At 62.2% G+C, this 25,137-nt stretch carries 17 protein-coding genes; 1 reads left to right on the top strand and 16 read right to left on the bottom strand.

Annotated elements, in window-relative coordinates; genetic code table 11:
* Positions 1 to 2 precede the first annotated feature (2 nt).
* The 16 genes from gspE to AD662_RS02175 form a co-directional block, all read right to left on the bottom strand.
* Entirely contained in the window at positions 3 to 1,466 is a 1,464-nt protein-coding gene (gspE, locus tag AD662_RS02250; RefSeq protein WP_053185229.1) for a type II secretion system ATPase GspE, read from the bottom strand.
* Positions 1,463 to 3,391, bottom strand: coding sequence for a type II secretion system secretin GspD (gene gspD, locus AD662_RS02245; protein WP_053185252.1), 1,929 nt, complete (start codon positions 3,389 to 3,391; stop codon positions 1,463 to 1,465). Before gspD ends, gspE begins: the two co-directional genes overlap by 4 nt.
* A gap of 8 nt (positions 3,392 to 3,399) precedes the next feature.
* A complete protein-coding gene (locus tag AD662_RS02240) occupies positions 3,400 to 3,927 on the bottom strand; it encodes a type II secretion system protein N (protein WP_053177825.1) in 528 nt (175 codons plus the stop codon).
* Positions 3,924 to 4,466: a cytochrome b gene (locus AD662_RS02235; RefSeq protein ID WP_018603486.1), complete on the bottom strand. Its 543-nt coding sequence runs from the start codon at positions 4,464 to 4,466 to the stop codon at positions 3,924 to 3,926. The genes AD662_RS02240 and AD662_RS02235 overlap by 4 nt, the downstream gene beginning before the upstream one ends.
* Before the next feature lie 67 nt (positions 4,467 to 4,533).
* The gene (gene gbpA, locus AD662_RS02230; protein ID WP_053177823.1) at positions 4,534 to 6,000 is read right to left on the bottom strand and encodes an N-acetylglucosamine-binding protein GbpA; all 1,467 of its coding nucleotides are present in this window, start codon (positions 5,998 to 6,000) and stop codon (positions 4,534 to 4,536) included.
* A gap of 341 nt (positions 6,001 to 6,341) precedes the next feature.
* Entirely contained in the window at positions 6,342 to 7,409 is a 1,068-nt protein-coding gene (hemE, locus tag AD662_RS02225) for a uroporphyrinogen decarboxylase (RefSeq protein ID WP_018603491.1), read from the bottom strand.
* Between the two features lie 265 nt (positions 7,410 to 7,674).
* Positions 7,675 to 9,093, bottom strand: a complete 1,419-nt coding sequence (locus AD662_RS02220; RefSeq protein ID WP_003196992.1) for an FAD-dependent oxidoreductase — start codon at positions 9,091 to 9,093, stop codon at positions 7,675 to 7,677.
* Between the two features lie 33 nt (positions 9,094 to 9,126).
* On the bottom strand, positions 9,127 to 13,575 hold the full coding sequence (gltB, locus tag AD662_RS02215; protein ID WP_014336171.1) for a glutamate synthase large subunit: 4,449 nt from the start codon (positions 13,573 to 13,575) through the stop codon (positions 9,127 to 9,129).
* A gap of 350 nt (positions 13,576 to 13,925) precedes the next feature.
* Complete coding sequence (locus tag AD662_RS02210) at positions 13,926 to 15,509, bottom strand: AAA family ATPase (protein WP_053185227.1); 1,584 nt, start codon at positions 15,507 to 15,509, stop codon at positions 13,926 to 13,928.
* A gap of 10 nt (positions 15,510 to 15,519) precedes the next feature.
* Complete coding sequence (gene aroB, locus AD662_RS02205; RefSeq protein WP_024616287.1) at positions 15,520 to 16,620, bottom strand: 3-dehydroquinate synthase; 1,101 nt, start codon at positions 16,618 to 16,620, stop codon at positions 15,520 to 15,522.
* Positions 16,621 to 16,768: 148 nt separating this feature from the next.
* Positions 16,769 to 17,287: a shikimate kinase AroK gene (gene aroK / locus AD662_RS02200; RefSeq protein ID WP_024616288.1), complete on the bottom strand. Its 519-nt coding sequence runs from the start codon at positions 17,285 to 17,287 to the stop codon at positions 16,769 to 16,771.
* Positions 17,288 to 17,291: 4 nt separating this feature from the next.
* Positions 17,292 to 19,358, bottom strand: coding sequence for a type IV pilus secretin PilQ (locus tag AD662_RS02195; protein ID WP_053185224.1), 2,067 nt, complete (start codon positions 19,356 to 19,358; stop codon positions 17,292 to 17,294).
* A 13-nt stretch (positions 19,359 to 19,371) separates the two neighbouring features.
* Positions 19,372 to 19,899 (bottom strand): pilus assembly protein PilP, encoded by a 528-nt coding sequence (locus tag AD662_RS02190; protein ID WP_024616290.1) that lies wholly within the window; start codon positions 19,897 to 19,899, stop codon positions 19,372 to 19,374.
* Positions 19,896 to 20,519 (bottom strand): type 4a pilus biogenesis protein PilO, encoded by a 624-nt coding sequence (gene pilO, locus AD662_RS02185; RefSeq protein WP_003196977.1) that lies wholly within the window; start codon positions 20,517 to 20,519, stop codon positions 19,896 to 19,898. The genes AD662_RS02190 and pilO overlap by 4 nt, the downstream gene beginning before the upstream one ends.
* Positions 20,516 to 21,082 carry a PilN domain-containing protein gene (locus AD662_RS02180; RefSeq protein WP_053177815.1) on the bottom strand — a complete coding sequence of 189 codons (567 nt, stop codon included), beginning with the start codon at positions 21,080 to 21,082 and terminating at the stop codon, positions 20,516 to 20,518. The genes pilO and AD662_RS02180 overlap by 4 nt, the downstream gene beginning before the upstream one ends.
* A complete protein-coding gene (locus tag AD662_RS02175; protein ID WP_053177813.1) occupies positions 21,082 to 22,146 on the bottom strand; it encodes a pilus assembly protein PilM in 1,065 nt (354 codons plus the stop codon). Before AD662_RS02175 ends, AD662_RS02180 begins: the two co-directional genes overlap by 1 nt.
* A 208-nt stretch (positions 22,147 to 22,354) precedes the next feature.
* Between AD662_RS02175 and AD662_RS02170 the strand changes: the two genes are divergently transcribed.
* Entirely contained in the window at positions 22,355 to 24,799 is a 2,445-nt protein-coding gene (locus AD662_RS02170) for a penicillin-binding protein 1A (protein WP_371915897.1), read from the top strand.
* The last annotated feature ends 338 nt before the right edge of the window (positions 24,800 to 25,137 follow it).

Raw genomic sequence — 25,137 nt, 5'->3', positions numbered from 1 at the left:
TGCTAATCCTCCTGGGTGATGCGCAGCAGTTCGTCGACGCTGGTCAGGCCTTCCAGCACCCGCTGGCGACCGTCCTGAAACAGGCTGCGGGAGGTCTTGCGCGCCTCGACGGCCAGCGCCTGCTCGGTGGCGCCCTGATGAATCAGTTGCGACAGGGCGGCGCTGACATTCACCAGTTCATAGATACCGAAGCGTCCGCGATAACCCTTCTGGCAGTGCTCGCAGCCCTGGGCCTTGAACAACCGCGGCGCGGCATCGGCGTCGAGGCCCAGACGCCGACTCGTAGCAGCGTCGGCCACATAAGGCGTCTTGCAGGACGGGCACAAGCTGCGCAACAAGCGCTGGGCGACGATGCCGGCCAGGGACGACGCCAACAGATACGCATCCACGCCCATGTCCACCAGCCGCGTGACCGCGCCGACGGCGGTGTTGGTGTGCAGGGTCGAGAGCACCAGGTGCCCGGTCAGCGACGCCTGGACGGCGATTTCGGCGGTTTCGCGGTCGCGTATTTCGCCGACCATCACCACGTCCGGATCCTGGCGCAAAATGGCCCGCAAACCACGGGCGAAGGTCATGTCGACTTTCGGGTTGACCGGCATCTGGCCGATGCCCGGCAGGTGATATTCGATCGGGTCTTCGACGGTGAGGATGTTGCGGCTCTGGTCGTTGATGCTGCTCAGCGCCGCGTACAGGCTGGTGGTTTTCCCCGACCCCGTGGGCCCGGTGACCAACACGATGCCGTGGGGCTTGCCGAGCAACTGGCGCAGGCCGGCCAGAGTGTCGTCGGGCAGGCCCAGGCGCTGCAGCTCCAGGCGCCCGGCCTGCTTGTCGAGCAGGCGCAACACCACGCGCTCGCCATGGGCCGAAGGCAGGGTCGAGACCCGCACATCGACTTCGTGCCCGGCCAGGCGCAAGGCCATTCGACCGTCCTGGGGCACGCGTTTCTCGGCGATGTCCAGGCGCGCCATGACCTTGATTCGCGACACCAGCAGACTCGCCAGTTCCCGACGCGGACGGAGCATTTCCTGCAACTGACCGTCGATGCGCATGCGCACCGACAGGTACTGTTCGAACGTTTCCAGGTGCACGTCCGAGGCGTGTTCGCGGACCGCCTCGCTGAGCAAGGCATTGATCAGCCGGATGATCGGCGCATCGCCTTGCTGCTCCAGCAGGTCGGTGGTCTGCGGCATCTGGTCGGCCAGGCTGAGCAGGTCCAGTTCCTCGTCCAGACCTTGGGCGACCTGTTCGGCGGCGCTCTGGCCCTGGCGATAGACGCTGGCCAGGCGCGCGGCGAACGGCGCCGGCTCCAGCACCAGGATAGGCAAATCTCGACCGCACAGACGTTGCACTTCGGCCACGGCGGTCAAGGGCGTATCGCGGCGCATGACCAAGCTCAAGGTCGGCCCCTCGCCTTCCAGCAACACGCCCAGGCGCCTGGCGAAACCAAAGGGCAACGGCTCGCTCACAGGTCACCGGAGCGCTGTGGGCGCGGGTCGGCCGACGGCGCTTGCGGGGAGGATTCGAACAACTGGCGAGCGTCCCGCGGCAGCAGCAGCGAATTGTTCTTCCGCGAGCCCCGCTTGCTCAGGTCCCGGAGCGCGTCATAACGCTGACGGCTCACCTCGGCGAGGTCTTCGTTGCTGCGCACGATGGTCGGGCGCAGGAATACCATCAGGTTGCTTTTGGTCTGGGTGTCGCGGTTCCAGCGAAACAGCGCGCCCAGGTACGGAATACTGCGCAGCAACGGCACACCGCTTTGCTGGGTGCGAACACTGTCGCGGATCAAGCCGCCGATCACGATGATCTCGCCATCGTCCGCCAGGATCGTGCTCTTCAAGGCCCGCTTGTTGGTGATCAGGTCCGAGGAGTCCACACCGGAGACCGACGGCGCGATGTCCGAGACTTCCTGCTCGACCTCAAGGCGCAAGGTCGAGCCTTCGTTGATGTACGGCTTGACCTTGAGGCTGATGCCGACGTCCTTGCGTTCGACGGTGGTGAACGGATTGTCCGCACCGTTACCGCTGGTGGCGTAGGAGCCGGTCTTGAACGGGACGTTCTGGCCCACGATGATTTCCGCTTCCTGATTATCCAGGGTCAGCAGGCTGGGTGTGGACAGCAGGTTGCTGTGGGTATTGCTCGCCAGCGCCGAGATCAGCGCACTGAAGCGGTCGCCGCCCAGCCGCAGGATCGCGCCTTCCGGTCCTTTATCCAGTTCGCTGAGGTTCAGGTTGCCGATGATCGGGATGTCGGTTCCCGGGAAGTTGATGAACCCGGTCGCGCTGCCTCTGTCGAGGCCCCACTGCACGCCCAAGGCTTCGGTAATGTCCCCGGAAACCTCCACGATGGCCGCGTGGATAAGCACCTGGGCCCGAGGTTGATCCAGTTCACGGACGATGTTTTCGATGATGCGGACCTGGGCCGGATCGGCGATCAACACCAGGGCATTCTGGCTTTCATCGGCCTTGATCATGAACGGGCGGGTGGCGGCAATGTCCCGCTGGCCGGCCAGGGTCGGCGTGGTTTTTTTATCCTGCCCGACGCCTTCCAGCACCTCGGCCAATTGCTTGGCATCGCTATGGCGCAGACGGATGACCCGGGCGTTGTCCTGGGAGACGACGGCAGGGACGTCGAGGGTCCGAGCCAGGTTGACCAAGCGCTGACGCACCACCGGTGCGCCGATGATCACCAGGCGATTGCTGCGGGCATCGGCGATCACCAGGCCCGCCATATCGCCCTCGCGCTTGCCACCGGAGGCTTCCATCAGCGGTGCGATATCGCCGGCCTGGGCATGCCGCAACCGCACCACCACATGATTGCGGTTGCGCCCTGAGTCCAACTGCCGAACCACGTCGGCAATGCGCTGGGCATTGGCAGCCGTGTCGGTGACCACCAGCGCGTTGGACGATACCGAAGGGCCGACGTAACCATTGGCCGACACCAAGGGCCGGACCAGCCCGGCGACGTCGGCAGCGATGCTCGATTGCAGGTCGATGACCCGGGTGACGAACTGCGACGGCGTGGCGCTTTTCGCATCAGTGATTCCGGCGCGCGTCTTGGCCTCGCTGACCGGGGTGATCAGGATCCGCTCGCCTTCGTCGATCACGGTGAAGTTATGCGCATCGAGTACCGAATAGAACAACCGCCGCACGCCTTCGCGGTCCAGCGCCTCACGGGACATGACGGTGATGCGCCCCGACACCCGGGGATCGAGCACCACGGTCTTGCCCAGGATCGCGGAGAACTCCTCGACCACATCGCGCAGTTCCGCGTTGTTCATCGCCAGTTGCCACTGGGTCTCTTCGGCCTGTAGCAAACCGGCGGGCGTCAGTAGGCACGACGTGGCGAGGCAGAGCAGGACCCGCGAAACACGGCCCCGGATAAAGCTGTTCATGAATTCGATCACTCTGATTGCCCGGCCACCGGGCGTAGGTATTGCGAGGAATGCAGCGCCGCATGGCGCCCGTCTTCGAGCTCCAACCGGCGTAGCAAGGGCTTGACCGCGTGTTGCAGGGCCAACCGTTCTTCACGTCCGTTGCGCCACAACGTCACATGGCTGGCCTCGACCCGGCGCAGCACGCTGCCACCGGGCAAGCGCTCACCCACCTGATAAATGCGCGGGCCGGCAGCGTCCGCGAGCAATGCCCGGGACAAGCCTTGGTCGGCGACAAAACTGGCTTGCAACGTAATCGGTTCGGCGCTCGGGGCGTGGGCACCTTCAGGCGCCAGGCCAAGCACCGTGGCCACGGCCTGGACGTTGGGCAGGTCGCGGACAGGAGCCACCGGCGGGTTGGTCAGCACCGGTACATCACGGCCCAATACCTGGCGAAAGCGCCACTCTTGCCCGGCCAGGAAGATCCCGTACAGCAGCGGCAGGAGCACCAGCAGCAGCTTCGGCAGACGGCTGCCGACCCGAAAAGACAGGCTCACCGTTGTGCGCTCTGGATCGTGCCCGCGGGCTTGGCGAAGGACATTCGCCGCACCACCCGGCGTCCGGAAAACTCATGCCAGAGCACAGCGCACAGATGCAGCGCGACCAGCATCGCAAGCACCACGCAAGACAGGGTGTGGACGGTGTTGGCCAGTTCGATCAGTGCCGGATCGCCCAGTGGCTGGGGGATGTGAACAATGCCGAAGACACTGATGGCGCTTTTCATCATCAGCACACCAGTCACCAGCACGATGCCAATGACCAGGTAGATCAGCGTGTGTACCGCCAGGGCTAGCCACTGTGTAAATGAAGACGCGGTTCCACGGGCTTCCAGCGCGCCGAAAAACAGGCAGGCCCGCCACACGAAAAATGGAATGAACAGCGTGGTCAGCGACACATTGAGTGAGCCGATCCACTGTTCGGTCGAAGCTGACACCGGGTTGAACGCCACATAAAAACCGGACACCAACGCCCATAAGATAATGGCCGCCGACACCCAGTGCAGCAGCACCCGTCGCCTGGAGTAATTGATAGACATCACTGCGCGCTCGTATGAAGGCCCCAGGCAACCCGTGCGGATCGCCTGGGGCCATGCCTGTCAGGACTTACAGCTTGTCCCAGGCGCTCTGCCAGGACGCACCGACTCCCGGCTCGAAACCGTTCGACGTCGGGCTGTACTGCTTGCAGTAGCCGGACGCCGGGAACGGCTTGCACTCGAAGACTTCGTCAGTCTTGGGTTGCAGCACTTTCGTGCCGGCGGTGTAGTCGCTGAGGCCTTCAGGGAACACGAAGTCGTACTCGATGCCCGCGCCCTCGCCGGTCAAGGTGACCGCCTGGGTGTCCTGGCGATTGGTGCGCCCGTCTTCGGTGGTCCCCACCAGTGTCAGGGTGTGAGCGCCAGGCGCGCTGCGCACGTCCAGGTTCAGGCCGGTGCTGCCTTCACCCACGGTCTGACTAACGACACCGACCTGCTTGTTCTTCTCATCGAACAGCGTGGCTTCAAGGTTCATCCTGCGGTTCGTCTGCGCGGTGAAGGCCATGCTGACCCGACCTTTGTCGAGTACGTACTCTGGCTGCAGGGAAGAAATTTCCATGCTGGCGCCAGCGTCTTCCTTCATGTCCAGTTGCACTTCATAGCGCTTAACGCCACTTTCGTCCTGGGCGTACAGGCTGTTGGCGCCCTTGATCGGCGTGATGTTGCCGTCTTCGTCACGAATACCGGCACGAATCAGGGGGTGAGCGTTGTTGATGGCTTCGGCCAGTTTGAACGACCAGTTCTCAGGCTTGCCTTCCTCGGCGTTGTCGATGCTGATTTCTACGCTGTATTCGGCACTTTCGCCGGTCGCGGAGAACGCCCGGGCCTTGACCTTGTCACCCACCAGCAATGGGGTCGATGGCGCAATGCTGCCCACCGGCTGCCAGCCGCCCGGCAATGCGGCTTCGGCGAGAATGTTCACATCCGCCGGATCATAGAACGCATTGGCGGTGTCACCTACCGTCCAGACCGCCAGGATGACGTGATGACCCGTCTTGCTGTCGGGAATGACGCAGTTATGCGGGGTACCTGCTACCGGGAGTTGATTACCGCCATCCACCGTACAGAACGGCGTGCGGTCGAACGAGGCTCGCTTGAGCGCTTCGTTGGGATTCCAACCGTCGCGAGTGATGAAGTATTCGTGCTTGGTCGCTGGGTGCGCCGCGGTGTAGTGCCATTTAAAGGCAATATTGCGGTCATTGATTTCAGTCAGGTGCCAGCGCGTGGCCGACTGGGCATCGAGGGCGGAAAACATGGCGTGGCCGCCGCTGGCGATTTTACCGTCAATGGGACCTTGCAGCGGGGCACCGCCCACTCCATTGGGGAAACCTTTAAAGGTTTCACCGGTACTTTGTGGCTCGTATTGCGCTTGCCCGCAATTTTTGTTTTCGCCTTTCTGGCACAGCAATGCACGCGAAGGTGGCACGTCGAGGTAACCATGGGCCAGTACACTTTGGGATGCCGCCATGGCCGACAACAGAACTAATGAGGACGCACACCCCGTTAATAGATTGCTCTTGTTGAAGTTATTCTTCATATAAGTTCCAGACTAGTCATCAAAATGAAAGACGGATCACCGTCCTCTTGAAAGGTGCGCCAGACCGCTCAGCGCACACCCTTGCAAGTGACCGGAACCTTATAGAAAGTCGAACACTCCCTATGTAGGAAAAATCTCTCAACATAGAAGGAATGATCTCTGAATCGATTTCCCCTACATAACTAGAGAAACATCTTACGAACAGAAATAACTCTCAACCAAAGACAAACAAACACACCCAAAAGAAGCCATTGGCTGCTTTAGGTCGGATCGTTAAACAAGCGCGCATAAAAAAGCCTGTCCGGCGCAGGTCCGGACAGGCTGGGTGACAGGGACCGCAATCAGACGTGATATTGCGCCGACAATTCATGCACCGCCCGTAGGAAGGCGCCAGCGTGTTCGGGGTCGACTTCCGGGGTGATGCCATGGCCGAGGTTGAACACATGGCCGCTGCCACTGCCGTAGCTGGCCAGGATGCGCCCGACTTCAGCACGAATGGCTTCAGGCTTGGCGTAGAGCACGGTCGGGTCCATGTTGCCTTGCAGCGCGACCTTGTGACCGACGCGCTCACGAGCGTTGCCAATGTCGCAGGTCCAATCCAGGCCCAGGGCGTCGGCGCCGACATCGGCGATGCTTTCCAGCCACAGGCCGCCGTTCTTGGTGAACAGGATCACCGGGACTTTGCGACCCTCGTGCTCGCGGATCAGGCCGCTGACGATCTTGCGCATGTAGGCCAGGGAGAATTCCTGGTACGCCGCCGCCGACAGGTTGCCGCCCCAGGTGTCGAAGATCTGTACCGCTTGCGCACCGGCCAGGATCTGGCCGTTGAGGTAGGACGTGACCGACTGGGCCAGCTTGTCCAGCAACAGGTGCATGGCTTGCGGGTTGTCGTAGAGCATTGCCTTGGTCTTGCGGAAGTCCTTCGACGAGCCGCCTTCGACCATGTAGGTGGCCAGGGTCCATGGGCTGCCAGAGAAACCGATCAGCGGCACACGACCATTGAGCTCGCGGCGGATGGTGCTGACCGCGTCCATGACGTAGCCCAGGTCTTTCTGTGGATCGGGAATCGGCAGGGCCTCGATGTCGGCCAGGGTGCTGATGACTTTCTTGAAGCGCGGACCTTCGCCGGTCTCGAAGTACAGGCCTTGGCCCATGGCATCGGGAATGGTCAGGATGTCGGAGAACAGGATGGCCGCGTCCAGCTGCGGATACCGATCCAGCGGCTGCATCGTCACTTCGCAGGCGAACTGTGGGTTCATGCACAGGCTCATGAAGTCACCGGCCTTGGCGCGGCTGGCGCGGTATTCCGGCAGGTAGCGACCGGCCTGGCGCATCATCCACACCGGGGTGACGTCTACGGGTTGCTTGAGCAGGGCGCGAAGGAAACGGTCGTTCTTCAGGGCAGTCATGTCGGCATCCGGAAAAAAAGTGCGGGCATTTTCTCAGAGCGCGACGCAAAAGGCACGGCAAGAGCCGTGCCTTTTATCTATCGGGGCAATTTGTCGCGGGGCAGCACAACTTTCGCAACCCCACAAAACACCTGTGGGAACTTTTTTTGTGGGAGCAAGGCTTGCCCGCGATGAAAACACCGCGGTCTCTTGAGTACCGAGGCGCCTGGATCGCGAGCAAGCTTTGCTCCCACAAAGCTCACACACAGGGTTTGGTGTCGTTCGGTCAGACTTGCAGGTAATCCAGGATCCCTTCCGCCGCATTGCGGCCTTCGAAGATCGCCGTCACCACCAGGTCGGAACCACGGACCATGTCGCCACCGGCGAAGATCTTCGGGTTGCTGGTCTGGTGCTTGTACTGACCCTGCTCCGGCGCCACGACGCGGCCCTGGCTGTCGGTCTGGATGCTGAACTGCTCGAACCACGGCGCCGGGCTTGGACGGAAACCGAAGGCGATGACCACGGCGTCGGCCGGGATGATCTCTTCGGAACCGGGAATCGGCTCGGGGCTGCGGCGGCCACGGGCGTCCGGTTCGCCGAGACGGGTCTCGACCACTTTCACGCCTTCGACCTTGTCTTCACCGACAATGGCGATCGGCTGGCGGTTATAGAGGAACTTCACGCCTTCTTCCTTGGCGTTCTTCACCTCTTTGCGCGAGCCGGGCATGTTGGCTTCGTCACGACGGTAGGCACAGGTCACCGACTTGGCGCCCTGGCGAATCGACGTACGGTTGCAGTCCATCGCCGTGTCGCCACCGCCGAGCACCACGACCTTCTTGCCCTTCATGTCGACGAAATCTTCCGGCGACTTTTCAAAGCCCAGGTTGCGGTTGACGTTGGCGATCAGGAAGTCGAGTGCGTCATAGACGCCTGGCAGGTCCTCACCGGCAAAGCCGCCCTTCATGTAGGTGTAGGTGCCCATGCCCATGAATACCGCATCGTATTCTTCGAGCAGTTGCTCCATGGTCACGTCCTTGCCCACCTCGGTGTTCAAGCGGAACTCGATGCCCATGCCGGTGAAGACTTCGCGACGATTGCTCAGCACGGTCTTTTCCAGCTTGAACTCGGGGATGCCGAAGGTCAGCAGACCGCCGATTTCCGGGTTCTTGTCGAACACCACCGGGGTCACGCCACCACGCACCAGCACATCGGCACAGCCCAGGCCCGCCGGGCCGGCACCGATGATCGCCACGCGCTTGCCGGTCGGCTTGACCTTGGACATGTCCGGGCGCCAGCCCATGGCGAACGCGGTGTCGGTGATGTACTTCTCCACCGAACCAATGGTCACCGCGCCAAAACCGTCGTTGAGGGTGCACGCACCTTCGCACAGGCGATCCTGCGGGCACACCCGGCCGCAGACTTCCGGCAGGGTGTTGGTCTGGTGGGACAGCTCGGCGGCCTGGAGGATGTTGCCCTCGGCCACCAGTTTCAGCCAGTTGGGAATGAAGTTGTGCACCGGGCACTTCCATTCGCAATACGGGTTACCGCAGCCCAGGCAGCGGTGGGCCTGGTCGGCCGACTGCTGGGGTTTGAAAGGCTCGTAGATTTCCACGAACTCTTTCTTGCGTTGACGCAACAGTTTCTTCTTCGGATCCTTGCGCCCGACATCGATGAACTGGAAGTCGTTATTCAGACGTTCAGCCATTGTTAAAACCTCATCAAACTCTTCAGGCGCATATCACTGCGGGTTGGCACGAGTGCTGGAAAGCAACGACTTCAGGTTGGCAGCCTTGGGCTTGACCAGCCAGAAACGGCGCAAGTAGTCATCGAGGTTCTCGGCGAGTTCACGACCCCACTCGCTGTCGGTTTCCGCGACGTACTCGTTCAGCACGTTTTGCAGGTGGCTGCGATAGGCTTCCATCGCCTCGCCGCTGATCCGCTGGATTTCCACCAGTTCGTGGTTGACCCGGTCAACGAAGGTGTTGTCCTGGTCGAGCACGTAGGCGAAACCGCCGGTCATGCCTGAGCCGAAGTTATAACCGGTCTTGCCCAGCACGCAGACAAAACCACCGGTCATGTACTCGCAGCAGTGATCGCCGGTGCCTTCCACCACAGTGTGGGCCCCGGAGTTACGCACGGCAAAACGCTCGCCCGCGGTGCCGGCGGCGAACAGCTTGCCGCCTGTGGCGCCGTAGAGGCAGGTGTTGCCGATGATGGCACTGTCCTGAGTCTTGTAGACGCTGCCCTTGGGCGGAACGATGACCAGCTTGCCGCCGGTCATGCCCTTGCCCACGTAGTCGTTGGCATCGCCTTCCAGGTACATGTTCAGGCCACCGGCGTTCCAGACGCCGAAGCTCTGGCCTGCGGTGCCCTTGAAGCGGAAGGTCACCGGCGCCTTGGCCATGCCCTGGTTGCCGTGCTTGCGCGCGATTTCGCCGGAGATCCGTGCGCCGATGGAACGGTCGCAGTTGCAGATATCCAGGTCGAACTCGGCACCGCTCAGGTCGTTGATCGCCGCAGCGGCCATGTCGACCATCTTCTCGGCCAGCTCACCCTTGTCGAATGGCGGGTTGCGATCAACCTGGCAGAACTGTGGCTTGTCTGCCGGAATGTAATCGCTGCCCAGCAATGGGGTCAGGTCCAGGTGATGCTGCTTGGCGGTCTGGCCTTCGATCACTTCCAGCAGATCGGTACGGCCGATCAGCTCTTCAAGCGAGCGCACGCCCAGCTTCGCCAGCCACTCACGGGTCTCTTCGGCCACGTAGGTGAAGAAATTCACCACCATGTCGACGGTACCAATGTAGTGGTCCTTGCGCAGCTTGTCGTTCTGGGTCGCGACGCCGGTGGCGCAGTTGTTCAGGTGGCAGATGCGCAGGTATTTGCAGCCCAGGGCGATCATCGGCGCGGTGCCGAAGCCGAAGCTCTCGGCGCCGAGGATGGCGGCCTTGATCACGTCCAGGCCGGTTTTCAGGCCACCGTCGGTCTGCACCCGGACCTTGCCGCGCAAATCGTTGCCGCGCAGGGTCTGGTGGGTTTCAGCCAGGCCCAGTTCCCACGGTGCGCCAGCGTACTTGATCGAAGTCAGCGGCGATGCGCCGGTGCCGCCGTCGTAGCCGGAGATGGTGATCAGGTCGGCATAGGCCTTGGCCACGCCGGCCGCGATGGTGCCAACGCCGGCTTCCGCCACCAGTTTCACCGAGACCAGCGCCTTGGGGTTCACCTGCTTGAGGTCGAAGATCAGTTGCGACAAGTCTTCGATCGAGTAGATGTCGTGGTGCGGCGGCGGCGAGATCAGGGTCACGCCGGGTACCGCGTAGCGCAGCTTGGCGATCAGGCCGTTGACCTTGCCGCCGGGCAACTGGCCGCCTTCGCCGGGCTTGGCGCCCTGGGCAACCTTGATCTGCAGCACTTCAGCGTTGACCAGATATTCCGGCGTCACACCGAAGCGGCCGGTCGCCACCTGCTTGATTTTCGAACTCTTGATGGTGCCGTAGCGCGCCGGGTCTTCGCCGCCTTCACCGGAGTTGGAACGCGCACCGAGGCGGTTCATGGCTTCGGCCAGGGCTTCGTGGGCTTCCGGGGACAAGGCGCCCAGGGAAATACCGGCCGAATCGAAGCGCTTGAGCACCGATTCCAGCGGCTCTATTTCACTGATGTCCAGCGGCGTGTCGAGGGTCTTGACCTTGAGCAGGTCGCGAATCATCGACACCGGACGGTTGTCCACCAACGAGGTGTATTCCTTGAACTTGCTGTAGTCGCCCTGCTGCACGGCGGCTTGCAAGGTGCTGACCACGTCCGGGTTGTAGGCGTGGTACTCGCCACCATGGACGAACTTCAACAGACCGCCTTGCTGGATCGGCTTACGCGGGCTCCAGGCTTCGGCCGCCAGGGCTTTCTGTTCGGCTTCGATGTCGACGAAACGCGCACCTTTGATGCGGCTCGGCACGCCACGGAAGCTCAGCTCGCAGACTTCTTCGGACAGGCCGATGGCCTCGAACAGTTGCGCGCCACGGTACGAGGCGATGGTCGAGATACCCATCTTCGACAGGATCTTGAGCAGGCCCTTGGTGATGCCCTTGCGGTAGTTCTTGAACACCTCATAGAGGTCGCCCAGCACTTCACCGGTACGGATCAGGTCGCCCAGCACTTCATAGGCCAGGAACGGATACACCGCCGAGGCACCGAAACCGATCAGCACCGCGAAGTGATGCGGATCGCGGGCGGTGGCGGTCTCTACCAGGATGTTGGAGTCGCAGCGCAGGCCTTTTTCGGTCAGGCGATGGTGCACCGCACCGGTGGCCAGCGAGGCATGGATCGGCAGCTTGCCCGGCGCGATATGACGGTCGCTGAGGACGATCTGGGTACGACCGGCGCGCGCGGCTTCTTCAGCCTGATCGGCCACGTTGCGGATCGCCGCTTCCAGGCCGACGCTTTCGTCGTAGTTCAGGTCGATGACCTGGCGCGCAAAGCCCGGGCGGTCGAGGTTGGTCAACGAGCGCCACTTGGCCGGGGAAATGACCGGCGAGCTGAGGATCACCCGCGAGGCGTGTTCCGGCGACTCCTGGAAAATGTTGCGCTCGGCACCGAGGCAGATTTCCAGGGACATCACGATCGCTTCGCGCAGCGGGTCGATCGGTGGGTTGGTCACCTGGGCGAACTGCTGGCGGAAATAGTCGTACGGCGTACGCACGCGCTGCGACAGCACGGCCATCGGCGTGTCGTCACCCATGGAGCCGACCGCTTCGTAGCCCTGCTCGCCCAGCGGGCGCAGCACCTGGTCACGCTCTTCGAACGTCACCTGGTACATCTTCATGTACTGCTTGAGCTGGTCAACATCATAGAAAGCCGAGCCATGGTCGTTGTCTTCCATGGTCGCCTGGATGCGCAGGGCATTCTTGCGCAGCCATTGCTTGTACGGATGACGGGACTTGAGGCGGTTGTCGATGGCGTCGGTGTCGAGGATCTGGCCGGTCTCGGTGTCCACGGCAAAGATCTGGCCCGGGCCTACGCGGCCCTTGGCGATGACGTCTTCGGGCTGATAGTTCCAGACGCCGATTTCCGACGCCAGGGTGATGAACCCGTTGGTGGTGGTGACCCAACGCGCCGGACGCAGACCGTTACGGTCCAGCAGGCACACAGCGTAGCGACCGTCGGTCATGACGATACCGGCCGGGCCGTCCCACGGCTCCATGTGCATGGAGTTGTATTCGTAGAAAGCGCGCAGGTCCGGGTCCATGGTCTCGACGTTCTGCCACGCCGGCGGCACGAGCATGCGCACGCCACGGAACAGGTCGATGCCACCGGTCACCATCAGTTCCAGCATGTTGTCCATGCTCGAGGAGTCCGAGCCCACGCGGTTGACCAGTGGGCCGAGCTCTTCGAGGTCCGGCATCAGGTCGTTGGCGAACTTGGTGCGACGGGCCACGGCCCAGTTGCGGTTGCCGGTGATGGTGTTGATCTCGCCGTTGTGGGCGAGGAAGCGGAATGGCTGGGCCAGCGGCCATTTCGGCAGGGTGTTGGTGGAGAAGCGCTGGTGGAACACGCAGATCGCGGTTTTCAGGCGCTCGTCGCTCAGGTCTGGATAGAAGGCGGTGAGGTCCGCCGGCATCATCAGGCCTTTGTAGATAATGGTCTTGTGGGAAAAGCTGCAGATGTAGTGATCGGTGTCGGCGGCATTGGCCACGGACGAACGACGACGGGAGCTGAACAGCTTGATCGACATGTCCTGGTCGCTCAAGCCTTCGCCGGCGATGAACACCTGTTCGATCTGCGGCAGGCGCTCAAGCGCCAGGCGGCCGAGGACACTGGTGTCGATCGGCACTTTGCGCCAGCCGACCAGTTGCAGGCCGGCAGCCAGGATTTCGCGATTCATGTTTTCGCGAGCCGCTTGCGCCTTCACCGGGTCCTGATTGAAGAACACCATGCCCACGGCGTACTGCTTGGGCAGGGTCACGCCAAACGTTTCCTGGGCTACGGCACGCAGGAACTCGTCGGGCTTTTGAATCAGCAAGCCACAACCGTCGCCGGTCTTGCCGTCGGCGTTGATCCCACCACGGTGGGTCATGCAGGTCAGGGCCTCAATGGCCGTTTGCAAAAGGGTGTGGCTGGGCTCGCCCTGCATATGAGCTATCAGGCCGAAACCGCAGTTATCCTTGAATTCATCTGGTTGGTACAGACCTGCTTTCATAGACACTTTCTCACCAGGCTGCCTCTAATCGAGGCAAATTTCTTTTCAATTCAACCAGTTGCATACCGCGCCGAACGTACGCCAGCTTTGCGGGGGCAAAAGGGAGGTCATTGTACACACCGACACAGAGGCTCACAAATTTGACGACGAACTGTCGCAAATCCATGTCGCATTTGTGAAAGGTTTAAAGCTATATGCTGTGCTAGTCAAAACTTTTTTGGGTTCGACCGCTACGACTCAAACGCTACTGTGACGCAGACACCACAAGGCGCGCGACCTGAAAGGTCGCCCGCCCCTGCGGAAATTTTGAGGTTGCCGGGAGAGGCGGCCTGGGTAAGGCCGCCGAATCTTCAGCGAGTTGCTGCCAGTTCCTGTTGGACGCTGGCGACAGTGCGAGGCCAAGGTTTACCAGCCTGAACCTTCGCTGGCAAGGCCTTGATGGCGGAAACGGCTGCATCACGGTTGGCAAAGCTGCCGTAGGTGATGACATACAGCGGCTTGCCATTGAGGACTTTCTTGAAATAGCGGTACTCGCCGCCCTGCTCCTTGACGAAGCTCTGTGCCGCGGCTTCGGAGCTGGTGCCGAGGATCTGCACTACGTAGTTGCCCGGTGCCTGGCCAGCGTACCAGCTACCGCCCGTGGCCTTGGCCGGAGCAGCAGGCTTGGCTGCGGGTGCTGGCGCCGCGGGCTTGGCGGCAGGCGCTGGAACCGGGACTGGCTTGGCGGTGGCCACCTGGGTGGGCGCCGGGGTCGGCTTGGCGGCCGGAGCAGGCGTTGGCGTCGGTGCAGGACCCGCCGGCACGCCCACAGGCGGCGCAGTGGTGGTCACGGTCGGAGGCACGTCGCTGCTGTCGTCGATCGGTGGCGCCGCACCGTCGTCGCCTTCGGTGATGCCGCCGGCCGCTTCAGCCAGCGGGCCGCGCATGACCGGTTGCGACTGGCCGACCAGCGGCAGTGGCATCGGCTGGGTGTTGCCGGCGAATTCCACTGCCGGCGCACCACCGTTGGGTTGCGGCGTCCCTTGGCCGAGGGGCAGTTGCGCCTGTTCGTTGGCAGGGGCACCCGTGGTGGGTGCCTTGGTGCGACCCGGCATCAGCCAGGCGGCGGCAACCGCGACCACGACGACGGCGGAAATTGCCAATACGTGTTTCTTCGGCATGTTGAACCCCATACTTGGACGCTTCACCGCTGAGCGGCTAGCAATCATGACTTCGATCAGAGCATCGCGGGCGACCTGGTTGATGTTGCCAGGCCAACCGTCGGCGCTTTCGTGAATCTCAGAGATCTGATCGGCGGTAAAAAGTTCGATACCCCGGCCCGCACCCTCAAGACGCTGGGCCAGGTATTCACGCGTTTCTTCCTCGGTATAGGGCGCCAGCTCGATGACGTGGAAGCGCTCTTCCTCAAGGCTCAATTGGTCCAGGTCGGCGATCAGCGACGACTCACCAAACAGGAACACATGAGGGCGACCCTCCGGCGCACCGGCTGCCAGGGCCAGCAGGGCCTCAAGAGCCGACTCGTCGAGTTGCTCGGCATCGTCCACCAGCAGATAGACTTCCTGCCCGGTCAGCGCCAGTTGCACGATCTGATCGAGAATTGCACCGACTTCGGCCTGCGCGACGTTCAGCGCCTGGGCCACCTGACGCAATACACCGGCGGCATCGCCAGCGCCACGGGCCGACACCACCACGCTTTGCACGGACTGCTTGTTGGTGCTGGCCACCAGGGCCTGGCGCAGCAAGGTCTTGCCGCTGCCCTGGGGACCGGTGACCACCAGCAGCAACTGGCTGTAGCGCGCCAGGTGATGCAACTGGCCCAGTACTGGTTTGCGCTGGGCAGGGAAGAACTTGAAGCCCGGGACCCGCGGTGCGAAAGGGTCATGACTCAATTGGAAATGGCCGAGGAAAGCCTCGTCGGCATGCAAACTAGTCATCGGAATCTTATTAACCTTTAAGCTGAGCCAGGGCGCGGTAGTCCGCTCCCAGCGTGGCCTGTAGAACTTCTTTCGGATAATCGTCGGTCACCACCGCTTCGCCCATGTGGCGCAGCAGCACCAGGCGCAGACGACCGTCGATCACTTTTTTGTCGATTGCCATGTGTTCAAGAAAATCCGCCTCGCTCATTTCCTCGGGCGGAACCACCGGCAGCCCGGCGCGCTGGAACAGACGAATACCGCGATCACGCTCCTGTTCGCTGATCCAGCCCAGGCGCGTAGACATCTCCAGGGCCATGACCGTACCGGCCGCAACCGCTTCACCGTGCAGCCAGACACCATAGCCCATGTGGGTTTCGATGGCATGGCCAAAGGTGTGACCCAGGTTGAGGGTGGCGCGCACCCCCGACTCACGCTCATCGGCACCGACCACGGCAGCCTTGGCGGCGCAGGAGCGCTCGATGGCGTAGGTCAGGGCCGCTTGATCCAGCGCACGCAGGCGGTCGACGTTCTCCTCGAGCCAGCCCAGGAATGGCTCGTCGCAGATCAGCCCGTACTTGATGACTTCCGCCAGCCCCGCAGACAGTTCGCGGGCCGGCAAGGTATTGAGGGTGGCGGTGTCGATCAGCACCACATTGGGCTGATAGAAAGCACCGACCATGTTCTTGCCCAGCGGATGGTTGATCCCGGTCTTGCCGCCCACCGACGAGTCGACCTGCGACAGCAGCGTGGTGGGGATCTGGATGAAATCGACGCCACGCTGATAGCAGGCGGCTGCAAAGCCGGCCATGTCGCCGATCACACCGCCACCCAAGGCAACCACCGTGGTGCGACGATCGTGGCGCGCAGTCAGCAGGCCGTCGAAAATAAGTTGCAGGGTTTCCCAGTTCTTGAAGGCTTCGCCGTCGGGCAATACCACGGAAATGACCGAGAAGGCCGACAGGCTGCGGGTCAGACGTTCCAGATACAGGGGTGCGACGGTTTCATTGGAAATGATCGCCACTTGCCGCCCGGCGATATGCGGCGCCAGCAGTTCGGGCTGGTCCAGCAAGCCTTCGCCAATATGAATCGGGTAGCTGCGCTCGCCCAGGTCGACCTTAAGTGTCTGCATGTGTCCCCACAGTGAAGATGGAATCAGGCGTCCTGCCTGCAATTAACGAAAGTCCACGGTGCTTGTTCTGACGCCAGTTAATGGCCATCCGCCACGCCCCAGGCGGGCCATGACGGGACGCCGAGGATAGCGCATTTCGCCAAGCGCATTAACGGGGAGGCAGTTGCTGAAGGCGATCGAGAATGTCCAGCACCACCATTCGCGGCGGCCGCTCGTCGGTTTCCACCACCAGGTCGGCGATCTCCCGATACAGCGGATCACGCAGCGCCAGGAGGTCCCGCAGGGTCTTGGCCGGGTCGGCGGTGCGCAACAGCGGGCGGTTGCGATCCCGGGCGGTGCGACCGACCTGCTGCTCGACAGAAGCATGCAGATAGACCACTCGTCCGCCGGCATGCAGCGCCCGACGATTGGCTTCGCGCATCACCGCGCCGCCACCGGTGGCAAGCACCACGCCATCGAACGCGCACAGCTCGGCGATCATCGCCTGCTCACGGTCACGAAAGCCCGGTTCGCCTTCCTTGTCGAAAATCCATGGGATATTGGCGCCCGTGCGCAATTCAATTTCCTTGTCGGAATCTTTGAACGGCAGGCGCAGCTCTTTGGCCAGCAAACGGCCGATGGTGCTTTTTCCAGCGCCCATCGGCCCAACAAGAATCAAATTTCGCACAGAATCAACGACTCACAGCAATCGCCTGGTTATTCATGATACGCGGAGTGAGGAACACCAGCAGCTCGGATTTGCTATCCGAAACCACATCACGCCGGAAAAGGCGGCCAAGATACGGCACATCGCCAAGAAATGGCACCTTATCTACAACCTTGCTCTGAGTATTTGAGAAAACCCCACCAATCACAATGGTCTCGCCATCATTGACCAGGACCTTGGCATTGACCTCGTTTTTCTTGATCGGCGGCACATCATTCACCTTGTTCAGGTAGTCCGGCTCATCCTTGGTGACCTTGACCTCCATGATGATCCGGTTGTCTGGAGTGATCTGCGGGGTCACCTCCAGCGACAGCGAAGCCTCCTTGAACGACACCGACGTAGCACCGCTGGAACTGGCTTCCTGATAAGGAATTTCCGTACCCTTGAGGATCTTTGCCGTCTCCTTGTCGGACGTCACCACCTTGGGCTGGGAGACGATTTCCCCGTTGCCGGTTTTCTCCATGGCCGTCAACTCAAGGTCCAGCAATACGTTGTCGGTAATGAAGGCTATGCCGATGCCCGAGGTATTGCCCGTGGCGCCCAGGTCGACGAACGGCTGGTTGGTGCTGGTGCTGCCCGGCGTGCCGATGGTGGTGGAGTCGCCCGTGGTGACCCCCGAGGAACTCCAGTTGCCTTTGTTTTGAATCGAACCGCCCCAGCGTACGCCCAGGCTTTTGTCGTAGTCGACGTTAGCCTCGACAATCCGCGCCTCGATCATCACCTGGCGCACCGGAATATCCAGCTGCGCCACGATCCGGCGCAGTTCGTCGAGGCGGTCCTGGGTCTGGTAGGCAATGATGTTGTTGGTTCGCTCATCGACCGTGATCGTGCCGCGCTCATCGGCTTTTGCCTCGGCACTGGTCACCGACTGGAAGAGCTTGGCGATGTCCGCCGCCTTCGCATAGTTGACCTGCAACAGCTCACGCCGCAGCGGCGCCAGGTCGGCAATCTGCTTCTGCGACTCCAACTCCTGGCGCTCACGGGCGGCAATTTCATCGGCCGGAGCCACCAACAGCACGTTGCCAACCTTGCGCTTGTCCAATCCCTTGGTCTTGAGCACCAGGTCGAGCGCCTGGTCCCAAGGCACATTCTGCAGCCGCAGGGTGATACCACCCTGCACCGTATCGCTGGCCACGAGGTTCAGGTTGGTAAAATCGGCAATCAGTTGCAGGACCGAACGCACCTCGATGTCCTGGAAGTTGAGCGAGAGCTTCTCGCCACTGTAGGCCGCGCGGTCGGCGTTGCGTTTCTGCAGGTCGTCGACGGTCATGGGCCGGACGCTGACGGTGAGCTTGTTGTCGGTCTGGTAGGTCGAGTAGTCGAAGGTGCCACTGGGTTCGATACTGATGGTCGCCCGGTCGCTGCCGGCGCTGGCATTGACGAATTGCACCGGGGTGGCGAAGTCCTTGACGTCCAGGCGCACCCGCAGCGGTTCTGGCAACTGGGTCCTGGCGAAATTGAGGATGATCTTGCCTTCGCGCTCCTGGATGTCCGGGGCGATGGACGGATCAGACAGATCGATCACCACGTTGCCTTCGCCCTGGGTCCCGCGCTGGAAGTCCACCCCACGGATCGCCTTGCCCACCGGCGCACTGGCCCTCGCAGGCGCGGCAACCGCCGCGCGCGGGGCCTGGGCGGCAGCCTTCGGGGCAGCGCCCTTGCCAACCACCACGAACAGGTTGTTACCTTCGACCCGGGTGTCATACGGCGCCAGTTGGGTAAGGCCGATGATCAACCGGGTGCGATCCCCCGCCTCGACCACGGTGGCGCTGCGTGCATTGCCCCCGCCCAGGTCGCGGCGCTTGCTGGACAGTTGATTGGTCACGCCCGGCAGGTCCAGTGCAATCCGCGCCGGTTGTTCGGTGGTGTAGCCCCGGGGTGTCGGCGGCGGCCCGTCGAAGGTGAGCTTCAACTCGACACGGTCCCCCGGCAACGCCGCCACATCCAGCGTCTTCAGACTGGCCCCATGAACCATCGGCGACAACAGCGCTATCCATAGCGAGATACCGAGGGCTGAAAAAAACCTGTTCATTGTTCGAGTTCCACTATGAATGCTCTTTCAAAGGAATGGTCCGTGGTCGCTCCAGCCAGGCACCCTCGCCATCGGGAACGATTTCGACCACATCGACCTGGGTGGCACTGATGTTGACGATCCGCCCGTCGTTGCGCCCCAGATAGTCACCGACCTTGAGCCGATGCACCCCGCCCGCGCCCCGCAGGAGCGCGAAGGAGCCACTGACGTTGGAGATCGTACCGACCATTTCAAACTGCTCGATGTTGAAGCCTTCCAGGTACTGCTTGACTCGGTTGGGGTCGGGCCGGACGTTGCGCGAGCCCCGCTGACGCTCGGCCTGGTCCACGCGGACCTGCCGGGAAAACGGGCTGCGCAGGTTGGCGGCACTGTAGGTAAAGGTTTCGTAGGGCCTGAACGTCGGCGTCGGCTCGATCTTGCCGGGCGGCCGCAGGCGCACTTCATTCATGTAGGCGTCCAGGTCGCTGAAACCGTTGTCGTTCCCGCAGCCCGCCAGCGTGACCAGGCCTGCCAGCAGGCAGATGCGACACACCGGCCTCATGGCTGCGCCTCCTGCTCGTTGTACCGGTAGGTCTTGGCCTGGATGCTCATGCGCAGCTTCGCGCCGGCCTCGGGCTCCATCGGTGCGATCTCGAAATCGTGCAGCGTGACAATACGGGGCAGCCCCGCCACCCCACTGACGAACGTCGCCAGGTCGTGGTAGCCACCGGTGACGGTGATCTGGATCGGCAACTCGATGTAGAACGGCTGGGTGACCTCCGGCAGCAGCTTGATTTCCTCGAACTCCAGGCCACTGCCCAGGCCGGTGCGAGTAATGTCCTCCAGCAGGCCCGGTACTTCGGTATCGCTGGGCAATTGCCGCAACAGCACACCAAAAGACGTTTCCATCTGCTTCATCTGCTCGGTGTAGCGCTCCAGGTTCGCGGCCATGTGGGCCTTGCCCGCGAATTGCGCCTTGAGGGTGTTTTCTTCCTCGCGCACCTGCTGCAACTGGTTCTCCAGGTCACTCAAGGCAAAGTTATAGCCCAGCCCCAGCACCAGGACCACCAGCAGGACCCCGGCCAGCCATTTGATCGGCGCCGGCCAGGAACCGATGTTGTTGGTGTCCAGGTCACTGAGATCGATCTTGCGCAGTGCGTCGAACCACTCCCCTGGTTTCATTGGGCGTCCTCCGCATCGGCCGGGCGGGTCTGGCGAACCGTCAGCTGGAAGACGTTGGCCTGGTCGAGCTGCCCTGCGGTGGTGGCCTTGACCTCCGTCAGACTGGGCGTGTCGAACAGGTCCGACGAGTCCAGGTTGCGCATCAGGTCCGAGACCCGGTTGTTCGACTCCGCAGCCCCCTTGATCGAGAGCATTCGCTCTTCCATCTTCACTTCGGTGAAATACACCCCCTCCGGCAAGGTCCGCACCAACTGGTCGAAGATGCGCCCGCTGACCGGCCGGTTACCTTGCAAGTCCTGGATGATGCGCATGCGCTCCAGCAATTGCTGGCGCCGGGCTTTCAATTCGCTGATCTGCTTGATGCGCCCGTCCAGCACGGCGATCTGCTCGGAAAGATGGCTATTGCGAGCGACCTGTTGGTCGATGGCGCTGTCGATGTACCGGACCGCGACCAGGACCACGCCGACCGCGCCGACCAGCGCCCCCACCAAGGCCAGCAAAAAGCGTTTGCGCCGTTCTTCACGCAGCTCTTCGCGCCAGGGGAGCAGGTTGATCCGCGCCATCAGTCGAAACTCCTGAGGGCCAGCCCACAGGCAATCATCAGTGCCGGCGCATCACCAGCCAGGGCGCCGGCATTGACCTTGCTGCTCAGGGCCATGTTGGTAAACGGGTTGGCCACCTGGGTCGGCGTGCCCAGGCGCTGCTCGATCAACCGATCCAGGCCGGCGACCGAAGCCGTGCCCCCGGCCAGCAGAATGTGGTCCACCGCACTGTACTGGCCCGAGGCGAAGAAAAATTGCAGGGACCGCGACACCTGCTGTACCAGGGCCTCGCGAAAAGGTTGCAGCACTTCGCCGAGATAATCGTCGGGCAGGCCACCCTGCTTCTTTGCCAGACCGGCCTGTTCGGGTGTCAGGCCATAGCGGCGCTGAATTTCCTCGGTCAGCTGGCGGCCGCCGAACAATTGTTCGCGGGTATAGATGATGCGCCCGTTATGCAGCACGCTGAGGGTGGTCATGGTGGCGCCGATGTCGACAACCGCCACGGTCAGCCGCTCCTGGGAGGCAGCCAATTGCGTGGCGAGCAGGCCGAACGCACGCTCCAGCGCATAAGCCTCCACATCGACCACCCGGGCCGTCAGCCCGGCGAGCGCCAACGCGGCCTCGCGGACCTCGACGTTTTCCTTGCGACAGGCCGCCAACAGCACTTCGACGCGCTCGGCACTGCGTGGCGAAACACCCACCACTTCGAAATCAATGGCCACCTCATCCAGGGGATAGGGAATGTATTGATCGGCCTCGATCTTGAGCTGGTTCTCCATGTCGTCGTCGGACAGGCCGGCGTCCATCTCGATGATCTTGGTGATCACCGCCGAACCGGCCACGGCCACGGCCACGCTACGCAAGGGCGTCTTGGCCTTGGCCAACAGACGCGACAACGCCTGGCCCACCCCTTCGAGCTCGGCGATGTTCTTCTCGACCACGGCGTTGGCTGGCAACGGTTCGACCGCGTAGGACTCGACGCGGTAGCGTTCACCCTGGCGGCTCAACTCGAGCAGCTTCACCGACGTCGAACTGATGTCGATCCCCAGAAGCGCATGGGCTTTTTTATTGAAGAGTCGTAGCACTACCAATTCCCTATGACTATCCGTGAGTTACGGACTCTCGAATACGCATTGCGTTCAATCACGGCCGTCCGACGGAAGCCCGGATGGCATTCCCGATGAAAAAAAATGCTTATAATGCCCAGCGTTTTTTTTCGCTTTGTTGCAAGCACGGGTCCATCCCTGCACCTGGCGCCTTTTTCATTCTTTGCCTGGATATCCAAAAGCCTTGATTCGTCTGCTGAAATTTTTCGGATGGTCCATCGTCGCCGTTTTCTGCGGACTGCTCTTGGGCCTGAGCGGTGCTTTTCTTTACCTTAGTCCGGGATTGCCGTCCGTGGAGGCGCTGAGAAGTATTCAGTTGCAGATTCCTTTGCGGGTGTACAGCAGCGACAACAAGTTGATCGCCGAATTTGGCGAAATGCGCCGCACACCAATCCGTTTCGCCGACATTCCCCCCAATTTCATCAATGCGTTACTAAGTGCTGAAGACGATAACTTCGCCAATCACTATGGCGTCGATCCAGGTAGCCTGATGCGCGCCGCCAGCCAGTTGGTCAAGAGCGGGCACATCCAGTCCGGCGGCAGCACCATCACCATGCAGGTGGCCAAGAACTTCTTCCTGACCAGCGAACGCAGCTTCTCGCGCAAGACCACCGAGATCCTCCTGGCCCTGCAGATCGAGCGGCAGCTGACCAAGGATGAAATCCTCGAGCTGTACGTGAACAAGATTTACCTGGGCAACCGTGCCTACGGCATCGAGGCCGCGGCGCAGGTGTATTACGGCAAGTCGATCCGCGATGTGAGCCTGGCGCAGATGGCGATGATCGCCGGCCTGCCCAAGGCACCATCGCGCTTCAACCCGCTGGCCAACCCGGCGCGCAGCAAGGAGCGTCGCGACTGGATCCTGGGGCGCATGTACAAGCTCGGCAAGATCAGCGAGGCCGACTACACCACCGCGATCAATGAGCCGCTGAACGCCAGCTATCACGTACCGACCCCGGAAGTGAACGCACCGTACATCGCCGAGATGGCCCGCGCCGAGATGGTCGGGCGCTATGGCAGCGATGCTTATACCGAAGGTTTTCGCGTGACCACCACGGTGCCGAGCAACTTGCAGGAAATGGCCAACACCGCGCTGCACGAAGGCCTGATGACCTACGACCAGCGCCACGGCTACCGCGGCCCTGAATCGCGCCTGCCGGGCAAGACCAAGGAAGCCTGGGCACTGGAGCTGACCAAGCAGCGCACCATCAGCAGCCTGGAGCCGGCGATCGTCACGTCGGTGGACAAGGACGGCATCAAGGTGCTGACCCGCAACGCCGAACAGGAAGAACACGTGGCCTGGGACACCATGAAGTGGGCCCGCCCGTTCCTCAATACCAACAGCATGGGTGCCAACCCACGGCAGCCGTCGGACGTCGCCCAGGTCGGCGACCTGATCCGCGTCCAGCGCCAGGCGGACAACACCCTGAAGTTCAGCCAGATCCCGGCCGCCCAGGGCGCACTGGTGTCCCTCGACCCGCAGAACGGCGCCATTCGTTCGCTGGTGGGTGGCTTCGCCTTCGAGCAAAGCAATTACAACCGAGCGTTGCAGGCCAAGCGCCAGCCGGGCTCGAGCTTCAAGCCGTTCGTCTACAGCGCCGCCCTGGATAACGGCTACACCGCCGCCAGCCTGGTCAACGATGCGCCAATCGTGTTCGTCGACGAGTACCTGGACAAGGTCTGGCGCCCGAAGAACGACACCAATACGTTCCTCGGCCCGATTCGCCTGCGCGAAGCGCTGTACAAGTCCCGCAACCTGGTCTCGATCCGCCTGCTGCAAGCGCTGGGCGTGGACCGCACCATCGACTACATCAGCAAGTTCGGCTTCAACAAGCAGGACCTGCCGCGCAACCTGTCCCTGGCCCTGGGCACCGCGACCTTGACGCCGATGGAGATCGCCACGGGCTGGAGCGCGTTCGCCAACGGCGGGTACAAGATCACCCCGTACATCATCGACAAGATTGAAAGCCGCAACGGTGAAACGCTGTTCGTCGCCAACCCGCCACGCGTTCCCACAGGTGAGCAGGCCAGCGATGGCGTCGCCGCACCGTCCACCGAGACGTTCACGGTCAATGCGACACCGGGCGAAGCCACCACGCCCCCTGGCCTGCCCCAAGCGCCTGCCATCGCGGAACGCATTGTCGATGGCCGTACCACCTACATTCTCAACAGCATGCTGCAGGACGTGATCAAGCTCGGCACTGGCCGCCGCGCCCTGGCCCTGGGCCGCACCGACCTGGCGGGCAAGACCGGTACCACCAACGAATCCAAGGATGCCTGGTTCTCCGGCTACAACGCCGATTACATAACCACCGTCTGGACCGGTTTCGACCAGCCCGAAAGCCTGGGTCGCCGCGAGTTCGGCGGCACCGTGGCGCTGCCGATCTGGATGAACTACATGGGCGCCGCCCTCAAGGACAAGCCGCCGCACACCCAGCCGGAACCGGAAGGCATCCTCAGCCTGCGGGTCGACCCGGTCAGCGGCCGCGCCGCCACACCGGGCACCCCGGGGGCGTACTTCGAACTGTTCAAGAGCGAAGACACCCCTCCCTCGGCCAATGAGCTGGGCAACGGTGTAGCGCCGGGCAGCCCGCTGCCGGCGGACGAAGCAGCGCCGATCGATCTGTTCTGACCGGCCCCACACCCCTGTGGGAGCAGAGCTTGCTCGCGATGGCGGCGGGTCAGCTTGCATCGATGTTGAATGCCAAACTGCAATCGCGAGCAAGCTCGGCTCCCACAGGGATTTGCGGTGGACACAATCAAAGTCCATCACCGATCAAATGTGGGAGCCGAGCTTGCTCGCGATGGCGGCAGGTCAGCTTGCATCGATGTTGAATGCCAAACTGCAATCGCGAGCAAGCTCACTCCCACAGGGATTTGCGGTGGACACAATCAAAGTCCATCACCGATCAAATGTGGGAGCCGAGCTTGCTCGCGATGGCGGCAGGTCAGCTTGCATCAATGTTGAAT

This window comes from Pseudomonas kilonensis (genome assembly GCF_001269885.1).
Classification (GTDB): Bacteria; Pseudomonadota; Gammaproteobacteria; order Pseudomonadales; family Pseudomonadaceae; genus Aquipseudomonas; species Aquipseudomonas kilonensis.
This window is presented reverse-complemented; position numbering and strand designations above follow the sequence as displayed.